Annotated in this window: 15 protein-coding genes; all 15 read right to left on the bottom strand. The window is 45.0% G+C overall.

Annotated elements, in window-relative coordinates; genetic code table 11:
- Positions 1 to 1,523: 1,523 nt before the first annotated feature.
- On the bottom strand, positions 1,524 to 1,937 hold the full coding sequence (locus CJ260_RS10750) for an MmcQ/YjbR family DNA-binding protein (protein ID WP_095630183.1): 414 nt from the start codon (positions 1,935 to 1,937) through the stop codon (positions 1,524 to 1,526).
- 76 nt (positions 1,938 to 2,013) lie between these two features.
- Positions 2,014 to 2,427 (bottom strand): very short patch repair endonuclease, encoded by a 414-nt coding sequence (locus CJ260_RS10745; RefSeq protein ID WP_095630182.1) that lies wholly within the window; start codon positions 2,425 to 2,427, stop codon positions 2,014 to 2,016.
- Positions 2,428 to 2,446: 19 nt separating this feature from the next.
- Positions 2,447 to 3,658 carry a type II restriction endonuclease gene (locus CJ260_RS10740; RefSeq protein ID WP_198947453.1) on the bottom strand — a complete coding sequence of 404 codons (1,212 nt, stop codon included), beginning with the start codon at positions 3,656 to 3,658 and terminating at the stop codon, positions 2,447 to 2,449.
- Positions 3,659 to 3,663: 5 nt separating this feature from the next.
- Positions 3,664 to 4,713 carry a DNA (cytosine-5-)-methyltransferase gene (gene dcm / locus CJ260_RS10735; protein WP_198947452.1) on the bottom strand — a complete coding sequence of 350 codons (1,050 nt, stop codon included), beginning with the start codon at positions 4,711 to 4,713 and terminating at the stop codon, positions 3,664 to 3,666.
- Between the two features lie 445 nt (positions 4,714 to 5,158).
- Positions 5,159 to 6,541 carry a UvrD-helicase domain-containing protein gene (locus CJ260_RS10730; protein ID WP_255378507.1) on the bottom strand — a complete coding sequence of 461 codons (1,383 nt, stop codon included), beginning with the start codon at positions 6,539 to 6,541 and terminating at the stop codon, positions 5,159 to 5,161.
- Between the two features lie 100 nt (positions 6,542 to 6,641).
- The gene (locus tag CJ260_RS13445) at positions 6,642 to 6,974 is read right to left on the bottom strand and encodes a UvrD-helicase domain-containing protein (protein WP_369831757.1); all 333 of its coding nucleotides are present in this window, start codon (positions 6,972 to 6,974) and stop codon (positions 6,642 to 6,644) included.
- An 8-nt stretch (positions 6,975 to 6,982) separates the two neighbouring features.
- The gene (locus tag CJ260_RS10720) at positions 6,983 to 9,160 is read right to left on the bottom strand and encodes an AAA family ATPase (protein WP_198947451.1); all 2,178 of its coding nucleotides are present in this window, start codon (positions 9,158 to 9,160) and stop codon (positions 6,983 to 6,985) included.
- Between the two features lie 169 nt (positions 9,161 to 9,329).
- On the bottom strand, positions 9,330 to 10,889 hold the full coding sequence (rlmD, locus tag CJ260_RS10715; protein WP_095630178.1) for a 23S rRNA (uracil(1939)-C(5))-methyltransferase RlmD: 1,560 nt from the start codon (positions 10,887 to 10,889) through the stop codon (positions 9,330 to 9,332).
- A gap of 39 nt (positions 10,890 to 10,928) precedes the next feature.
- On the bottom strand, positions 10,929 to 12,233 hold the full coding sequence (locus CJ260_RS10710) for a thymidine phosphorylase (RefSeq protein WP_095630177.1): 1,305 nt from the start codon (positions 12,231 to 12,233) through the stop codon (positions 10,929 to 10,931).
- Positions 12,234 to 12,238: 5 nt separating this feature from the next.
- Positions 12,239 to 13,411 (bottom strand): phosphopentomutase, encoded by a 1,173-nt coding sequence (locus tag CJ260_RS10705; protein ID WP_095630176.1) that lies wholly within the window; start codon positions 13,409 to 13,411, stop codon positions 12,239 to 12,241.
- Positions 13,412 to 13,443: 32 nt separating this feature from the next.
- Positions 13,444 to 14,001 carry an NUDIX hydrolase gene (locus tag CJ260_RS10700; RefSeq protein ID WP_087478625.1) on the bottom strand — a complete coding sequence of 186 codons (558 nt, stop codon included), beginning with the start codon at positions 13,999 to 14,001 and terminating at the stop codon, positions 13,444 to 13,446.
- 74 nt (positions 14,002 to 14,075) lie between these two features.
- On the bottom strand, positions 14,076 to 14,525 hold the full coding sequence (gene dut, locus CJ260_RS10695) for a dUTP diphosphatase (RefSeq protein WP_095630175.1): 450 nt from the start codon (positions 14,523 to 14,525) through the stop codon (positions 14,076 to 14,078).
- Positions 14,526 to 14,534: 9 nt separating this feature from the next.
- The gene (locus CJ260_RS10690) at positions 14,535 to 16,673 is read right to left on the bottom strand and encodes a polyribonucleotide nucleotidyltransferase (RefSeq protein ID WP_095630174.1); all 2,139 of its coding nucleotides are present in this window, start codon (positions 16,671 to 16,673) and stop codon (positions 14,535 to 14,537) included.
- 136 nt (positions 16,674 to 16,809) lie between these two features.
- Positions 16,810 to 17,076 (bottom strand): 30S ribosomal protein S15, encoded by a 267-nt coding sequence (rpsO, locus tag CJ260_RS10685; protein ID WP_087478628.1) that lies wholly within the window; start codon positions 17,074 to 17,076, stop codon positions 16,810 to 16,812.
- Positions 17,077 to 17,260: 184 nt separating this feature from the next.
- The gene (locus CJ260_RS10680) at positions 17,261 to 20,386 is read right to left on the bottom strand and encodes a type I restriction endonuclease subunit R (protein ID WP_095630173.1); all 3,126 of its coding nucleotides are present in this window, start codon (positions 20,384 to 20,386) and stop codon (positions 17,261 to 17,263) included.

Raw genomic sequence — 20,386 nt, 5'->3', positions numbered from 1 at the left:
TTGAAACAGTTGTTGAATAATGCTGCGTTTTCCTTCGGTCATAATGACCTTATGTACCGGTTTCTTTTCTCTTGCCATGATAGTAAGCCTCCTATGATTTAGATTGTATCATAGAAGACCTATACCTGGCAGTTATTTACAGAAAAAGCTTCACATAGTCCAATCTAAAAACGGCTTAACAACGCCGTTTGCAGTCAGAGGCCCTTGCCGGCTATATGCCGTAATTCACTTTTATAATGGATGTAAATCAAAACATATAACCCTACAATAGGGCCTTAAACGGCTCATGCAGCGCCGAATACCTGACAATATATCGCCTGTCTTGACTAGCCAATGGCAGCGCGTCGTTCCTATTCGATAAGTTTTATGCATACCCTATTCAACACCATACAATCTCATGACTATACAACGCAATACTATTTTTACCGACAGCGACGGGTATTCCGGCACTATCAATTTTTTGCAAAAAATCGCATCCATCAGTCAAATAGCTTGTTCAGCCATAGCCGTCTAATAGGTGCGGCCAACAGGCTCTTACGATCTTTAAAATCATCGTATTACTTATCCAGCCTATACGGCAACAGCATCTATCTAATAGCTTTTACAGACATAACCTCATGCTCCTTGTGACAGCTATCCATCAGCCAATAAACCTATTAAACACTATCGGATGTGTTTCTCAAACATGGCCTGCCTATATGAATGATCTGTTTGTCGACGGCTATCTGTATTCAATAATGCCACGTTTTTTTACAAACCGATTGCAATCACCCATCAGTCCTTGTTCAGCCATACCGTCCAATAGGTGTTGCTGACAGGCTCTTGCCCTCTTTGAAATCATCTATTCACTCCCTAGCCTATGCGGCAATACGGTCTAATGGTTTCCCTTCAATCCCTCAGCCAGCCATCCGGGTTCTCAAACATGGCCTTATACCTTTCGGCAGTTAATAAGGATCTTGACTCTTATCAAATACCAGCGGCTGACAAATTTCATCATATCCCCTCATGCTTTCATCTATCAGCTAACTACGCTATCAATAAACAAGCAAACTCTTTTCCTCTATCCCCTTGATAGCCCCTTGACTATCGTCATTCTGCGGCTCACTTTCGCAATAATAGCAGGAGTTCTCCATCACTATTTCTTCCTGCCTCTGCGGCCTCAGCACGGCCTGCAATCATGTCAGCCAACAAGTCTTTCTGCCATTTCCACACAGGCCCTCGCTTCATATACCAGCTCGCATTCCGCCGGCTATAGATGGGCGTCACAGCCCACAGTATCCCAATCTTGTAGCTTCAACATCCCATCATCCATCAAGCCAGACAATATCTCTCTTTTGGGGCTTTACGCCCGCTCTCGATTCATATGCCGGGTTGCCCTCTGACGACATTACCTCATTTTTCCCATGCCAGCCACCATCAGGCAATATCAAAAATATCGCCAGTACGACAAAAGCAGCCCGGCCATGCCAGCCGAACTGCTTCAAGAATGGTATGATATCCTGTTGTTTACAGCCAACGCCCGTTTACTTCAACTCACGACGCAGCCGCTTTCGTTTCTTCGACCCTCGCTCAATCAAATCATAACTCATAGTGAGCAGCAAGCAAATCGTTTCCCTATCCACTGAACCATCTAAGAGAACCGTCAGCCAATGAGTTCGGTTCATATGATAGGCCGGCAGAACGCCTGCATGCTGACGAAAGCTTCCAATCATGTCAGGCTCACACTTTACATTCAAAATATCAACCCAATCCTGCCCGGACAATCCCAGCTTCTCCTGCGGCACATTCATGATAATACCGTACCACTTTCCGTTCCGATGCCGCAGCACAGCATACTCAGGAGCAGACGACCATAAATACTCCGGCTCCGTGCCGTACTGTTCTGAGGCGAAGGTTAATATGTCTTGCCGATAAGATATAATTTCACCAGCATACATTCTTCTCCTCATTTCTAGTATAAATAAACTTTATTACAAACCAAAATTTTTCAATAACAATAAAATATTTCCTTAATTATTTGCAATATCCCACAATTTCGTCAACACATGCATCTAGATTTTTCTTGACATCCGATTCCCAAAATCGTAAAATGAGCCACCCCATTTCAGTTAATTCATCATTTACAGCCTTATCACGTTCAACATTGTTGGTTAACTTCTTTATCCAAAACTCCCTATTGGAACCGACTTGTTCTCCCGGACGATCTTGATACCCTCTTGCATGCCAAAAATCGCCATCTACAAAAATAGCAATTCTTTGCCGTGTCAAAACAATATCTGGCTTTCCAGGCAAATCGGCGTAATTTTTTCGATAACGAAGACCTTTATGCCATAACGCTTTCCGCAGAAGTATTTCCGGTTTAGTATTTTGAGATCGGATATTTTGCATATTTCTATGCCTTTGTTCTTTTGATAATACATCTGTCACAAGCTTCCACTCGCTTTATTTAATAACAATGTTTTGTATAATCGGCTGTCTTCTCTTTTACTAACTGTATGAAAGTTGCTAATGAAAGAATATCTTCTCTATATTCTCTTGGATAAGTTTGAATATACGGTTTAGGAACAACTAAAATTACATGTTCACTTTTCATTTCATGAAGCTGTTGCGGAGAAATTCCCTGCTGTAAAGTACAAAGATATTTTATATCCACGCGATTTGCTTCTGTTACTACCTGTCGCCAACGGTCCTTGCACGTTGTTTTGGCTCCTAAAACAATCAATTTATCTGCAGGATAAGATTGATCATGGTAAGCTATACCGCTAGGAAAAATAAAATCAGGCTTTTTTCGTTCTTCTGTTATTACTTGTGATTCATAACATAAGTTATTTCCTTGAAAAATCGCTTCTAAATGGAACTCTAATGATTTTCCAGCTCTGCTTTTTCTTCTGTTTAAAACAGAGTTAGCTATACCCACAAATTCCTGCATGGATGAAAAACCCTTATGTATAATCTCTCCATACTGTACCTCTTCAATACGTTGGAATAGGGCATATTCAGTATTATTCCAATTTAAAAGTTCCTGATCTGGTTTATTCACGATATTTTCAATATGATCATAAACAGAATTATAAATATTTCTGGCTGCAGCTGACATATCATAGGCTTTAGGAAAACCGCCGTTTAAGGAAGAAATGAATTCATCCATTGCCCTTACAAATTGAATTTCCTGACTTTCAAAATGAGGAACATCTTGGATTAATCGTCCAGTATCGGTTGGAGACATCCCAAAAAAATCAAGAAATTCATTAATCTCATCTTCTGTTTCAAGAACCCAACCTTCATAATAATCCTCATCATTACGCACAATAACAATTAATGATCCTGTATTTTCTGGTTTCAAAAGATCAAAACCTCTACCAAAACGGGTAATACGATATTCATTTCTAGTTCCAGATCCATAATACGTAAAACTACTTTCTGTTTCAAAATTTCCCTGCCATATTATTTTTGCTGATCTTTTCATATTAGATCCACGCTGTCCCGGCTTATCAAAAATTAAACTAACAGCTGATTTAGGGACATATATACCAGATTGATGTCCACCAGTAAGCCCCGTGTCATTAGCTGCTAAAAATTTACAAAAAGCCATCTTCCCTGCTCTAACTGAATGGATGGCCCTCTGACTCATGGTTTCTTTTTCCGTATCCAATATCATCAAATTCACCACCTGTGATCCTGATTTTCCTCCGCATCTAATTCTTCCATTTTTTCTACAACCCTGCCAGCAATTGCAGTTACTAAAGGAACAACAACCGAATTCCCAAACTGCTTATATGCTCTTGTATCTGATACAGTAATTTTAAAACTATCCGGATAGCCTTGTAATCTGGCACATTCCCTTGGCGTTAGACGTCGGGGATTTTTTCCTTCTCCTTGATAGATGAGTATTTCCGAACCGTCTTTATAATATCTTGCACTTAATGTGCGAGTAACCCCATCAAAATCAGGCATACCATAGCCAAATCCATTTCCTTTTTCTTTATGCTTTTGGGCATAATTTCTCAAATATTCCCACAATTTATCTGATAAGGTATATTTTTTATCTACAGCCTTATCTAAAATATCTCGCAAAACTGGAACTTTCTCAGGTTTCTGATTTTCTACATCAAATTGAAAATTATAAAAATTACCATACCTTTGGCGATCAAATCCCACAATGAAAATTCGTTCCCTATGTTGAGGTACAAATCCTTGCCCATCAATTACTTGCGAAAAAATTTCATACCCCAATTGATTTAATGATTCTTGGATAACACGCCAAGTATTCCCTTTATCATGACTTTTTAAATTTTTTACATTTTCTAATAAAAACGCCTTGGGTCTTTTAGCTTCTAATATACGGCAAATATCAAAAAAAAGAGTCCCCTGTGTTTTATCTTGGAAACCAGTTTCACGTCCCAAACTATTCTTTTTGGATACTCCAGCAATGCTAAACGGCTGACAAGGGAATCCTGCTACAAGTATATCGTGGGCAGGTATATCATGGGCATTTATCTGGGTTATATCACCTTGAGGCAGAACATCGAAATTGTCAAAATAAGTTTTCTGGGCATATCGATCCCATTCACTAGAAAATACACAGACACCACCCTGTCGTGAAAAAGCAATTCGCATGCCTCCAATACCAGAAAATAAGTCAATAAACGTAAATCTACCATTTCTGGTTTCTACATTTTGTGTTTTTGCCAATGTAGAAACTAATGATTCCAACAAAACTGATTGAATTGTCTTTTTTTCTGTTTAGAATATTCTGATAATTTTCTATACAAATGTTCGTCTATCTTCAAATTAATTTGTTTATTCATTTTTTCCTCTATTGTCACTAGGACAAATAATATATCTTTTTTATCCCATTATACAAGACAAGGAACATATGTGTCAATTGATATGTACAGAATGAAAATGTAAAGTTGTCGTAGGTATTTTCTTGACCGGCCATTTTTAATAGATTTCTTAACTTGTTGCTATTTGCACCATGTTTCGCATCATAAACACCGTACAGCGACATGCCAACATTGGCATTGCCGTTACATAATATATCTTTACTTTCATTTACTGAAGTTTTTTTCACCACTATTTTACACTGCTGCTCCTTTTTACTCCATTCTCCTCAGCATAGCTGGAGGATTAAACATTTCATTCAACAAGAAGATATTCATTTCATATTCCGTAAATCTTTTCCCATACCCTCATACTCATCGACAATTTTGTAATTATTGAAATCTGAACCCGATTCCCTAATTTCTTTTATACTGTCATACTCGTATTTAAGCTCTACAATCTCATCCGTTGGTAGTAGCGTTTTTCCCCTCTGTGTAGTACGACCTTGTTCTGAAAAAAGATATAAATTTTCCTTTGCTCGCGAACAAACAACATATAGTAATTTTTTTGTTTCATCTTTCCGATAGTCAAGTGGCTTATTTATTATAATATCCCAATGCGGAATATAACCATTTAATATTCCAAACGCAATAACTGTAGTATATTCTTCACCCTTAACACCATGAAATGTATTAATAACCACACCTCGTTTTTCTTTAAAACATTGCTTAAACACATCAATATCCGTAGATAAATAGTTTTTTTTCACTCTATCCTTAACTCTTTCCATAAAATCCTCGTATGCCTTGTTCAGATATGCTTCTACAGTTAAATTAATTCCAAGACCTGTCAAAAATTTTGTTATTGCTTCCTGTAAATAGACAATTCCATTTTCATTAGTTGGAGATATCGAATTAATAACTTTTAGCACCTTGTATGGATCAATTTTTTCAGATAAACATATCTTATATTCTTCTGTCAGGATTTCAATTATCTCATTTGCAACGCGTTTTCTTAATTTTATGCTTTTCCCTGATTCTGTAAAAAGTAATTTTGAAATGAGATAAAAAACATTCATGGGATCATACTTTATTGGTGTAATATCCGGTGCATCAAATTTTACATCTGGCAATAATTCCTTTATCTTTTTAGAGAGAGGAAAAAGTAACCACCACTGAGGTGCAATAATGCATATTTCATTATCCGGAATTCCTTTTGAAAGTTCATTTTTTACAATATAGGCAATTTTTTCAAATAATTTAGACTTACTTATAGTGTTATCATAAACTAAGCAACCCATTTTATCCTTTATATCTGATACTGCCTGTATCTTCATACTTTTTAATTGGAAGTTTGAATAATAATCAACTATCCGTTGTGTTGTACGATAACAACCATCTAATTTTCCTTCTTGAAACTTTATTCCAAACTCCCTTTGCAATTCATCACACGACTTTGCAACACCTCCAAGTCCTCCATATATTGCCTGATCTGTATCTCCTACCAAAGTTACTTGTATCTTCTTATCGGCCATTACAATACTACTCAATATTTTATATTGTAGTTCATTTGTATCCTGATATTCATCTACAAGAATTGTTCTGATTATTCCAGAAATATTTTCTACAATAAATTTTTTATTATTGACCAAATCAAATGATATACTTAAAATATCATTAAAATCTATTTCTTTTTTAACTAACAATTTTTTTGATATTTTTCTAATATTTCCGGGTAATCAAAAGGTTTATTATATCCAATATCAATTCCAAGTTCTTCTGCAATTTCTTTAATATATTGCTTAGTAACATATTCATCTATGATATGATATCCCTTTCGCAAACGTTCATGATACATCTATATGGTCTGATAACAAATTCTAGACAAAACTGGTGTATAGTCCCTACCCAAACCTTATCCTCTGGAGTTTCTAATTTTTCTAATCTATCCCTAATTTCGTCTGCAGCTCTGTGTGTATACGTTATCGCAATATTAAGTTTTTTTGAAGAAATATATTTTTGCACTAAATATGCTAATTTATAAGTCAAAGTTCTTGTCTTTCCACTTCCCGGACACGCCTTGAGCAATATGTTCCCCTCATCAACACAAACTTGTTTTTGCTGCGAATTTAGTTTATCCAAAAAAGCCATATTATTCATTATTTGCACCAATCCATACAATACCTATCCACTTCTTTCAAAAATTTTATAACTACATTTTCCTTGTATTCTTTTCTGAATTGTTTAATGCAATCCCTTTTTTCCTCTTGCGTTATAGCTTTCTTTATTTTCATTTCCAAATCATTATCATCTCTTTCTTGATGTTTACTTATTGAATATTCTACCATCTTAAAAAGAATATCTATTGAAATCACTTCTCTGCTCGCAAACGCAACTGCTTTCAAAATATATTGTGGAACACTAACTGTCACATCAATATAATTTGAAAGAGTAGTAGCATACCACCCTTTTCCCATATCTCTGGCCAACATTAGAACTGTTTCTGCACATGCTGCATCGGTTCCTTCTTTTAAATTTTTCTTATGTTTTTTAATAGTATTCAAATCAACATAATTTAAGTCTATTATTTTACTGATATAATCGCTATTCACTCTCTCATTAGCTAGGGCAAAATCAACCTCTAAAGTATGTGGCGCATAAAATGATTCTACCCAAAGATTTCGGTCATATAAAGTTTTCAACTTGTTCTGTCTGCTCTTTCCTCTACTCTCAGCTTCTGCCTTATATAATTTACTCTTTGCTTCTACAATCTGCACATCTTCATCCGTAACAATAGCACATGATCTCTGAATTCTTTCTTCACCAAATAAACTGGCAATATATTCGAATGCAACGCTTCCTACATTAACCAAGCCAATTCCCAGCTCGTCTAAAGATACCCCTAGCGCAATTTTAATAATATTGGGTATCAATATTTCTTCTCCATCACCCTCTACTAATATTACCCCTTTTGAAAACAGCAACACAGAACGTTTGGAGTCCAAATAACGTTCAACACAGTCAGATAATGTCAAATTCTTTAACTGCAAATTCTTTTTTCCAAATTCATCAAGCCCGTGACTTGGTTGCATTGAAATGCTCTTATTTCCAATTGATTTAAGGATATTAACATTTCTTATCTCCGATACTTCTGCCAAATGAGTAGAATGGGTAGTTGTTATAATCTGTGTATAATCTTTTGTTACTTTTAATTTATCAAATAAAGTTCTCTGTATATGCGTGTGTATATGTGCTTCCGGTTCTTCAATTATCATAATATTTATCAATTCCCGTGTCCTATTCACCTCGTATTCTACAATTTTTAAAGCCATATAGATCATATTTAAATGACCTAACCCTAAAGAATCAATATCATTTTGTTTTGACGGCTTCATAAATAAATATCGTGATAAAGAATTTATATCATCCTTTAATCCAGACTCTAAAATTATCTCTGGTGAATATACCATACCTATCATATCAAGCAACTTCATATTAATTTTTTGCCCTACTAGCTTAACCTGATCAACTTCTGAAATAGATTTATTTAACTTTACAATTTCAGATTTAATTGCATTTATTTCTGATTCCTTTATTAAGGATTCTACTGATTCTATAATCCTTCTAATTGGATTTTTCGGCTTTCCTAATTCATTTGCTACATCACGCAATGCATCAATAAATACTACTGAAATATGATCCTGCACATCAGCAATATTCAATTTACAGCCTAAAATTTTGTCGTCATCCTCATCAGGATCAGAACATTCTCCATTTTCCAAGTCTCCAACAATTCTCTTATAAACAGCTGTATCAGTAAAATCAGCCTGAGACCTGCTCGTATAATAAAATTCATAATCAGATAATTTTATCTTATTTCTCTCATTTTCAAATTCAACCATATCTGTTATTTCACTCAATTTTTTTCGCACTTGTTTTTGTGGACGAATAAAAAGAGAAATTATACCAATATTATCTGCTCCACTCTTAATATAAGACTTTAAAAAAGCTTCATCTTCTCTTTCTGGCACAATTCCAGCACAAACTTCTGTTTTTTTATCTTCAGAAGTAATTTTTCCAAATACTGCAGAAAGAATAATCCAATGTCCTTTCCAATTACCTAACAAATCGGAAAAATCATTCTCCTTTAACCTTTTAGTATTATAATAGTATGTATCATCCAACAAAATTCTCAATGCTGTCATTGCATTAGATTTTCCCGAATCATTTTCGCCAATAACTGTATTCACACCTTCAGTAAAAGAAAAGCATGTAGAACTAAGATTTTTATAATTCACTATCTGTAAATAATTTAAAAACAAAGCTAATTCCCCCACATGAAAATCTTCCACAAAAACATTTAATATAAAGGCTCAAATATGCAAACTAAAAAAATATCCTATTTAAGATAGCATCAAATCACCAAAAAGTGTTCCCATGCCGCCCTTAGTGGATTTTTTCTCTGCCGGACACTTAGGCTATCTGGAATTTTCTGATTTTGGTAGATTATAAATTTGCCCTTTCAATAATACCGCATTTCTGCTTTACCTGTGCAATGTATAAGCTGCTAACCTTCAAGCCATTAAGCTTCAGTGTATAATTCTTGATTTCCTCATAAGTAGCTTTGCTCCCCAAATCCGTTAAATCAAGCTCATCCATATTCGACTCCACTTTGTCATGTTTGCCAGATTTAAGTTTGGAAAGCAGTACAATACTTTCCACATGGTGCGTCCGCGGAAACATATCAACGGGCTGTACTTTTACGGCTTTATACCCTTTAGTATCCAAATAGGCCAAGTCGCGGGCCAACGTGGCCGGATTGCATGACACGTAGACGACGCGCTTCGGCTGGCTTTTTGCAATAGCTTCCAGGACGGGCTCGCCGCAGCCGGCTCTGGGCGGGTCCAGGACGATGACGTCGGGCCGGACACCGTCTTCGATGAGCTCCGGCAGCTTTTCTACGGCGTCGCCCAAAATGAACTCGGCATTGCTGATGCCGTTGTCGGCCGCGTTTTTGACAGCATCCTTGATGGCCGGTTCTACGATTTCTATACCGTATACTTTTTTTGCTTTCTGAGCTAAAAATAAGGTAATCGTTCCGGTGCCGCAGTATACGTCGGCCACGATTTCGTCACCCTGCAGGTCGGCAAATTCCAAGGCTTTTTCATACAGGCGCTGGGCCTGCTCGCTGTTGACCTGGAAGAAGGACTGGGCAGAAATGTTGAAGGTCAGAGGGCCGATGGAATCGTGAATCGTCGGCGTGCCGTATATAACCTTCGTTTCCGGGCCTAAGATGACGTTGGTGCGGCGCGTATTGATGTTCTGCACGACGCTGGTAAGATTGGGCAGACCGTCACGGAGCATATCGATTAATTCTGCTGTATGAGGCACATCAGCCTGAGCTGTGACGAGGCAGACCATGAGTTCTCCAGTCCGGACGCCGACGCGGCCCATGACATGGCGGACGATGCCGGTATGAGTCTTCTCGTTATAAGCCGGTACATGGTACTCGTTCATCCACTGGCGGACGACGCGCAAAATGTCGTTGTTGCCGTCCTTTTGAATGGCGCATGACGCGACGTCGATAACCCGGTGGCTGCCTGCAGCATAGCAGCCGATGACAGCCTTTCCTTTGGCGGCAGCTGCAGGAAACTGCATCTTATTGCGGTAGTTCCACGGCGTCACTGCTCCCAAGGTCGGAAGGACGTCTATTCCTGTCAAGTGGCCGATGCGGGTCAGCGCATCCCGTACCTGTCCCTGTTTTTCCAACAGCTCCCCGTCGTAGCTCATATGCTGAAGCTGGCAGCCGCCGCAATGAGCATATACGGGACACAGGGGCGCAATGCGCTGCGGAGACGGCTTGACGATTTCCTGCAGCACAGCCGCGGCATACTGCTTTTTGACGACATCTACCTTGGCCCGCACCGTTTCACCCGGCAAGGCTCCTTTAACAAAGACCGTAAAATTTTCATACCGCCCTACACCTTCACCGCTGGAGCCGAGGCGGAGTATATCAATCGTATATATATTTCCTTTTGCAACAGGAACAGACCGGTGCTGTTTCATGAATTCCTTCCTTTCGCGCTGCGCCGTGCAGCGTTGGTATTACGTAATGATTTCACTGATAACGGGTTCTATATGGTCCGGCCGCCGGGACTGCACGATGATGTGAGACGCAATCTCTTGGGCAATGCGAGCCATGTCGGCGTCGGCCTTGCCGTATAAGGTAAACAAGGGCTCGCCGGCCTTGACGAAATCTCCCAGCTCCTTGAACAGGCGGATGCCTACCATAGGATCAATAGGATCTTCCTTGCGGGCCCGGCCAGCGCCCATAGCCATGGCGATTTCACCCAAGGCCCGGCCGTGGATTTCCGTAATATAGCCTTCGTCAGTGCAGACGGCCGTAAACATCTGGGGCGCTTTCGTGAGAGGGCGCTTTCCGATCCACGACGCGCTGCCGCCCTGGGCTTTGACGAATTCCTTGAATTTCGCCAATCCCTTGCCGCTGGCAACGAGGTCGTCAATGATCTGTTCGCCTTCGGCTTCGCTGCCGGCCTTGCCGCCGACGAGGAGCATCTGCGCACCGATAGCTCGCACGACTTCCATGAGCCGCCGCCCTCCCCGTCCGGACAAGGCGTCGACGGCTTCGTCTACTTCGAGGCTGTTGCCGATCGCCGTGCCGAGAGGCGCTTCCATCGACGTAATGACGGCTCGCGTCGGCTTATGGGCCAGGCGGCCGATGTCCACCATCATGCGGGCCAGCTTGCGGGCGTCTTCCTTCGTCTTCATGAACGCGCCGTCGCCGTATTTTACGTCCAGCACGATGGCGTCGGCGCCGGAGGCGATTTTTTTGCTCATAATGGAGCTGGCAATGAGGGGAATGTTTTCGACGGTCCCCGTCGCGTCGCGCAGGGCGTAGAGCAGCTTATCTGCCGGGGCGATGTCGCCGGACTGGGTAATGAGGGCGAGACCCATGCGGCGGACCTGCTGCAAAAACTGGTCTTCCGGCAGCTCGATGCGAAATCCCGGAATGGCTTCCAGCTTGTCCGCCGTGCCGCCTGTAAATCCCAGGCCCCGGCCGCTCATTTTCGCCACAGGCACGCCGGCTGCAGCGACTAACGGAGCGACGATGAGGGTCGTCGTATCGGCGATGCCGCCGGTGCTGTGCTTATCCACCTTGACGCCGGGAATAGACGACAAATCGACGATGTCGCCGGAACGGGCCATAGCCATGGTCAGCTCCGTTGTTTCTTCTGCCGTCATGCCGCGCAGGTATACGGCCATGAGCCAGGCCGCCGCCTGATAATCGGCAATCCTTCCGGCCGTGTAGTCGTCAATAAAGCGATGGATTTCCTCCTTCGTCAGAACCTTTCCGTCCCGCTTATGTTCAATGCAGTCTATCGGCCACATACAGCTCACCTCAATTCGTTCAGGAAGCTCGTCCCGAATTCCAATCCTGTCAGTCCAAAGTTATCCATAATCGTCATGCCCAAATCGGCATAGGTCTGACGAATGCCCACATCTACAGCCTCCGTAAAGGCCGGGCTGTACAGGAGCAGAGGCACCCGTTCGCGCGTATGGTCCGTGCCGCGCCACGTCGGGTCGTTGCCGTGGTCGGCTGTAATGACCAGCAGCTCGTCGTCCTGCAGCTGCGGCAGTAAATCGCCTAAGGCGGTGTCAAAGTCTTCAATACACTTCGCATACCCGGCGACGTCGCGGCGATGGCCGTACTGGCTGTCGAAATCGACGAAGTTCGCCATGAGCAGCCCCTTGTCCCGGCGATGGGCCAAAAGCTGTTTCGTCAGCTCGGCCATGTCTTCGCCGTTATTGGACGTATGATACGATTCGGTCAGGCCAATGTGAGCATAAATATCGCCGATTTTCCCTACGCCGACGACGCAGAAGCCCGCTTCCTTCAAGTATTCAAAGACCATTTTCCGTTTCGGCAGGCGGCTGTAGTCGCGGCGGTCGCCGGTGCGGACGAAATGGCCCTGCTCGCCGACAAAGGGCCGTGCAATGATGCGCCCCACTTCGTAGGGGCCGACACAGACTTCGCGGCGCGTAATGTCGCAGATACGGTACAGCTCTTCCAGCGGAATGACGTCGTTGTGGGCGGCAATCTGGAATACGCTGTCTGCCGACGTGTAGACGATGGGCTGCTTCGTACGGAAATGATCCGGCCCGAGGCGTTCGATGATTTCCGTGCCCGAAGCGACTTCGTTGCCGATATAGCCGTACCCCGTCTTGGCCGTGAACAAGTCCATCAGCTCTTTGGGAAACGCATCGGGAAAGGTCGGGAACGGGTTGTCTACGGGATTTCCCATGAATTCCCAATGGCCGCTCGTCGTGTCCTTTCCGGCGGAAATTTCCTGCATGAGGCCGTACGCGCCTGCGACATCTGTCGGTACGCTGTGGATATGAGCGACCTTTCCTAGGCCGAGGCGGCGCAGGTTTGGCACGGCCAGCGGTACGGCGGCGTCAATATGGCCGTACGTATCTGCCCCAGCGTCGCCGAATTTCGCCGCGTCCGGCGCGTCGCCAGCGCCGACGCTGTCCATTACGATGACGATAATCCGATTGAATTTCATGGTTCATCCCTCCTTGCAGCAGATTCCTGCCCTTATATTCCTAAATATTTGCGCGATTTTTCAAAGGCGGCAATCGTCTTGGCGTCGACGATTTTATTGTCCGCAATCAGTTCTTCTACTTCCTGCGGCGTGTAGCGCTCGATATTCATAAATTCGTCGTCGTCCAGATGCTGGGCCCCCTTGTGGAGCTTGCGGGCCAGATACAAATAAATGCGTTCGTCGCAGAAGCCCGGCGACGTGTAGACGTAGCCCAAGGGAATCAATTCTCCTGCCGTAACGGCCGCTTCCTCTTCCAGCTCCCGGGCTGCGCAGATGTCCGGCGACTCGCCGTTGTGCTCGATTTTCCCTGCCGGGACTTCTAGCATCGGTTCGCCCGCCGCATAGCGGTACTGGCGGACGAGGATGATCTTGCCGTCGTCCGTTACCGGCAGGATGGCGCAAGCGCCGAAGTGCCATACGGCTTCGCGGACGGCCGTCTTCTTTTCGCCGCCCTGGCCGTCATCGATTTCAACCGTATCTACCGTGACGTGGAGAACCTTCCCCTTCATGATTTCCTGACGAGATACTAATGTTTCCGTGCTGATGCTCATAACGCGTTCCTCCTCAACGCAAAAAGGACGCCAAGGCAGGATGTTCCCTGCCTGCAAGCGCCCTTCTGCATACCTTATTTATTTCCCGTGCTGCCGATGCCGCCGGTGCGGACAGCTTCCGCAGCGTCGTCATGGACAGTCAAATATTTCATAAAGATGCCCTGACCGATACGTTCGCCTTTTTCAATTGTATAGGGCGCATCATTTGTATTGTAGTAGGCTATCATGATGTGGCCTTCGTTGTCCTGGTTATTGTAGTAATCGCTGTCTACAATGCCCGTGCTGTTAGCCAGCATCAGGCCCTTTTTGAAGGCCAGGCTGGAGCGGATGAAAATGGACAGGTACTCGTCCTTTTCCATGTACGCCTTCAGCCCCGTCGGCACGACAGTCACGGCGTGAGGCTGCAGTACGACAGTCTCTGCCGCCGCCAGGTCGTAGCCGGCGCTTCCAGCCGTCTTGCGGACCGGGAGCGTCAGGCCTTTATCACAATAAGCCGTTACGATTTCAAATCCTCTGCCAGTCATATACGCACCTTATTTCTTGTCGCGGGGGCCACGACGGCCGCCGCCGCGATGGGACGGAGCCGGGCTGCCGCCGCCGAGCAATGCCTTGCGGGACAGGTTGACGCGGCCCTGGCTGTCGATTTCCACGCATTTGACCATGATTTCATCGCCGATGTGGACGACGTCTTCGACCTTTTCTACCCGTTCCTTAGCCAGCTGGGAAATATGGACCAAGCCTTCCTTGCCGGGCAGCACTTCTACGAAGGCGCCGAAGTTCATGATGCGCGTAACCTTGCCGACGTACGTTTCGCCTACTTCGACGTCCTTCGTCAGCGTTTCAATCCATTCCTTTGCCTTTTCGCCGCCGGCAGCGTCGATAGAGGCAATGTATACGAGGCCCGAATCTTCGATGTCGATTTTAGCGCCCGTTTCTTCCGTAATCTGCTTGATTATCTTGCCGCCCGGCCCGATGACGTCGCGAATCTTATCGGGGTCGATCTGCATGGTAATGATGCGCGGCGCATAGGGAGACAGCTCCTTCCGCGGTTCGCTGATGACCTGGAGCATCTTGCCCATGATGTGGATGCGGCCTTCGTGAGCCTGCTTCAAAGCCTGGGCCAGGATTTCGCGGCTGAGGCCTTTGATTTTAATATCCATCTGGATAGCTGTAACGCCCTTCATCGTGCCGGCGACCTTGAAGTCCATATCGCCGAGAGCGTCTTCCATGCCCTGAATATCCGTCAAAATCGTGAAGTCGTCGCCCTTCGTAACCAGGCCCATAGCCACGCCGGCTACGGGAGCTTCGATGGGAACACCGGCATCCATGAGCGCCAAAGTGCTGCCGCATACGCTGCCCATGGAGCTGGAGCCGTTCGATTCGAGGACTTCCGATACGACGCGGATCGCATAGGGGAAATCTTCTTCCTTCGGCAATACCTGTACCAGCGCCCGTTCAGCCAGCTTGCCGTGGCCGATTTCGCGGCGTCCCGGTCCGCGGGACGATTTCGTTTCGCCGACGCTGAAGGACGGGAAATTATAGTGATGCATGTAGCGGCGGTCCGTTTCAAGGCCTACGCCGTCGATATGCTGGGATTCGGAAAGAGGAGCCAAAGTGGCAAAGCTCATGATCTGCGTCTGGCCGCGGGTAAAGAGGCCCGTGCCGTGAGTGCGTTTGAACAAGCCGACTTCGCAGCTGACAGGGCGCACTTCGTCGACGCGGCGGCCGTCGGGACGAATCTTGTCGACGGCGATCATATGACGGACAATTTCCTTGATCATCTTCTGGGTGATTTCCGCGACGACGTCGCCGTCTTCAGGATAAATGTCCGCGAAGTGTTCGTAAATATCGCCTTCGACGGCGTTCATCTTTTCTTCCCGTTCCATCTTGTCAGCCGTGAAAATAGCGGCTTTCATGGCTTCTTCGCCATAGGCGTGGACGGCTTCGACGATGTCGGCCGGCGGTTCTTTTTCTACGAATTCCTGCTTGGGAACGCTGATTTCGTCGAGGAAGCTGAGCTGGAATTCGACGACCTTCTTGATTTCTTCATGGGCGAACATGATGGCGTCGAGGATATTTTCTTCCGGAACCTGCTTGGCGCCGCCTTCAACCATGAGGATAGCGTCCTTCGTACCGGCGACGACGATGTCCATATCGCTCTGTTCGCTCTGGGCTACGGTCGGGTTGATGATATACTGCCCGTCTACGCGGCCTACGCGAACGCCGGCAATCGGGCCGGCAAAGGGAATATGGGACATGCACAGCGATACGGATGCGCCGATCATCGCGGCGATTTCCGGGGCATTGTCGTGGTCTACGCAGAAATCGTAGGCGACGACGTGCACGTCGTGACGATAGGTCTTCGGGAACAACGGCCGAATGGGACGGTCGATAAGGCGGGCAAAGAGCGTCGCCGATTCAGGCGGCTTGCCTTCCCGTTTAATAAAGCCGCCGGGAATCTTCCCGACAGAATACATTTTTTCTTCATAATCGACAGTGAGCGGGAAAAAGTCTGCGTCTTCGCGAGCTTCCTTCGAACCCGTCGCCGTAACGAATACAGCCGTGTCGCCGTAACGTACCAATGCGGCGCCGCTGGCCTGCTTCGCCAATTTGCCGACTTCAATAATCAGCGGGCGGCCGGCAAAATCCATTTGGAATTTCTTTTCTTCCATTCGTGTACCTCCTTCATCATACCCGCAGGTGATAGGCACTAGCGTACAGACAGCCCCTGTCCGCGCGCTACAACCTACCACCCTGCGCTTCCTTAAAAAAGAGGCTGATGCATGTACATCAGCCTCAACTATGCAATTATTTACGCAAACCTAATTTTTCGAGAATCGCACGATACCGTTCGAGGTCGTGTTTCTGCAAGTATGCCAGCAAGTTGCGGCGCTGACCGACCAATTTCAGCAAACCGCGGCGGGACGCATGGTCCTTTTTGTGGCTGCGGAGATGTTCCGTCAAATACACGATGCGGCTCGTGAGCAGCGCGATCTGTACTTCCGGCGAACCCGTATCGTTTTCGTTAGCGCCAAATTTAGCAATGATTTCTTTTTTCTGATCAACTGTTAACATCTGTCTTCCTCCATTTGTGACTATAATCTATTCGCAAACCGCTAAGTGAACGTCGGAGTCTTCGATTCACTGAGCGCCCGTACGACAATGACTATTATACTATATGGCAGGAGAAGTGTAAAGATTTTTGGCGGAAAATTATGAACATAATGCGGACTATCCCGCGTCCCATTCCTATGCTATGCTAAGAATGAAAAGATGGTTTCTCCGCAACCAACGTTTTCTTCGGTCCACTTTCTGGATACACGATCACCTTAGGCGACTTCTCCTTGGAAATATCGTCCGTATCGTCGTCTTTTATTACGACGGTTCCCTCACGAAGCGGCACGATATCCGCCTCAAAAGTTTGCTGCAACGCGTCTCGTACGGCCTTGCGGTATTGGTATTTTCGCAGCGATGTGCCGTGTTTAGCCGCAAAAGCATTATAATCTCCGCTTTCAATGCTCTTTTCAATATATGGATTATGCTCATCTCCCGCTTCATACCGATGAGCTGCAAGGAGGACAATTTGTTCGTCAAGCCCCCAAGTCTGGCATAGGTCATGAACTATTTTCCGTATGCTTTCCCGTTTCGTTTGTTCGAGAATCGTAATAAGCTGTTTTTCCCTGTATTCTTCCGGGCTGCGCAGGGCATTGATCCACAAGTCCATCATGATGTCGCCCAGCTTATTATTTCTATGTTGGATTTCCTGGATATACTTTGTAATTTCATCGCGCTGTTTTTCATATTTTTCAGGATGAGACGTCACGTCGTCTTTCGATACGAAATCCTGCATAAGCGCTACGATATATTCGTAATCAATAATCTCACCGCCATAAGATTGCAGCGTGTATTCGAAATCAAGACCCGTTTCTTCCCCGCCAGCTCCATCATCAGATGGCTCATCCTTTCGCAATTCTTCTATGACGTTGACATAATGCCCTTTGTATGCGCTGTTTTCGTCGTCTGTCAGCCCGTAGTCCCGTTCTAAGTTTTTATCTTGGAAATTAGTAAAAGCCTTCAACTGTTTCAACGCCGAATCGAATCGCTGAAAAACCTTGGCAAAGACTCTTTTTTCCTTTTTCGTCATCGCCGGAATTGCCGCAGGATCGGGAACCAGGACGCGCAATTCTTCCAGCGTTTCTATAAAATGCGCCTCCGCGCCTTCCCAGTCCGGCGCTAGCACTACATCTTCTCCGCCTTGCGAAAACAGACACAGCGCTTCATCAACTTTGTTCTTAAACGTTCCCGGCGATTGGAACGTCAAGATTTGTCCATACGTTTTGCCCGCATCGAAAATGCGGTTCGTTCGGGAAAAAGCCTGTATGATATTATGCAGCTGCATGGGCTGCCTGTCGATATACAACGTCGACAAACACGGCGCGTCAAACCCGGTCAGCAATCTATCGACGACGATAACAAAATCAAGTTGTTCCGTCCTCGTTTGATATTTTTTCTGTTTTCGAGCCAAGCGGTCGTTTAAATTCGCATTATACGCACCGATTTGATCCAGACCGTACGCCGTCCCAAACATGGCATTATAATCGTCCAAAGAACGCTGCATCGCCTCTTGATTGACCATAGATTTCTCTTCATTTTCGCTCAATGAATAGGTAATGGCTACCTTAGGGAAATCAGGAAGAACTCGACGGATATCTTCTCGTATTTTTACGTCGCCGTTTCCTTCTTTAACCTGTCGGAACAAGTCGTAATACGCTTGAGCGATAGGAATAGAGCCGACCGTTAAAATGCCTTCATAGGTCTTGCCGCCGCCGTTTTGAAATCCTAATTTTTCATACGACTTATTGACCATCGTGTCGATAACATTATACATATGGTCTTTGCTTGTATACACCCGCATATCTTCATGAATGGTGTTGCCGTACTCGTCTTCTTCCAAACCTTTCGGCCCCAGATGTTCTACTTGAAAACCCAGCACGGCTCCGTCGTGAATTGCTTCTTTGACCGTATAGGCATGAAGGATATCGCCATACAATTCTTTTGTCGTCCGCGGCAAATCGCCCTTCTTTTCATAGGCATTCTCGCCGAAGCGAGGCGTTCCCGTAAACCCATACCACAAACTCTGCCGGAAAAACTGTTCCATTTTCCGCTTCGTTTCCGGCGAAACGGCGCGATGGCACTCGTCGACAACAAAGGCTACGCGCAGATTCATAATACGTTTATAAACGGCCGAATCAGGTTTCTTTTCTAGCCACCGTAGTATCATGTGCTGGATTTTTTGCCGCGTCGTAACAATCATTTCCTTCGTAGGATCTTGCAGCTTTTTGATTAACTCCTTGACATTTTCCGTATCGTCGACGTCGACGACGTCATTTTCCGCATACGATTGAAAAGCGCTCGTCGTCTGCTGATCTAAATCTTTTCGGTCAATCAGGAAAATCGTCTTCTCAATGCTCGGTATATCTTGCAGCAAATTCCGCGCCGCTTTATACGATGTAAGCGTCTTCCCCGAACCGGTTGTATGCCAAACGAAGCCGGATACGCCCCGCTTCGACGCTGCCCGTATAGCTTCGATAGCATGAATCTGATATGGCCGCAGTAAAATGATCCTTTCTTTTTCTTTGTCCAGTACAGTATACTGCGTAATCATTTCGTGCGCTTCCGGAATCCGCAGCACCGTTTTCGCGAAATCAAACAGGCCCGGTACCGCTTTATTCTCCGCATCGACCCAGCCAGATAGAAATTTATCGTTCAGCTCGTCGCTTCTCGCCGCAGCGATGTACTTCGTATCGACATCATTGCTGACGACAAACATCTGTATGGTAGAAAAAATCCCTGTAAACTGCCCTTCCTTGGCATACTTCACAATTTGCCGAAACGCTTCTTTATACGAGTGCTGCCGATTTTTCAATTCGATATGAATCAAGGGCAGGCCGTTGATAAGGAGCGTCACGTCGAATCGTCTGGCTCTGGATTCCGTCGGATTTTCTTCATCTTTAAAAGTCTGGCATTGGTTAATAACCTGATATACGCTCGTTCCGCCAGTAACATGAGCGCGATTCAATACCAATAGATGCAGCGTTTCATTGCCTCGCTGCACGTGAACATAGGCTTTGCCGTTTTCCCCGACAATCCATTCGGCGGCGTTGTAAAAAGAAGAAAAACTCAGCTGGTTCTTTACCTGTTCAAACTCCTGATTGGATAAGGGCGTTTCGCGCAGTTTATCTCGATTATTAGATTCGATAATTTGGCGCAGGTTAGCCCAAAGTTTTTCTTCCGTATTGAGTTCGGGGCAATACGTCCATTGCGAGACGCCTTGCGTCAGTTGTTCGATAAGCTTCGTTTCTAATGTACGTTCTAATTCAGGCAT

It is taken from the genome of Megasphaera sp. ASD88 (assembly GCF_002287425.1).
Taxonomy (GTDB): Bacteria; Bacillota; Negativicutes; order Veillonellales; family Megasphaeraceae; genus Megasphaera; species Megasphaera stantonii.
The sequence above is the reverse complement of the archived record's forward strand: the minus strand, read 5'-3'. Positions and strand labels throughout refer to the sequence as shown.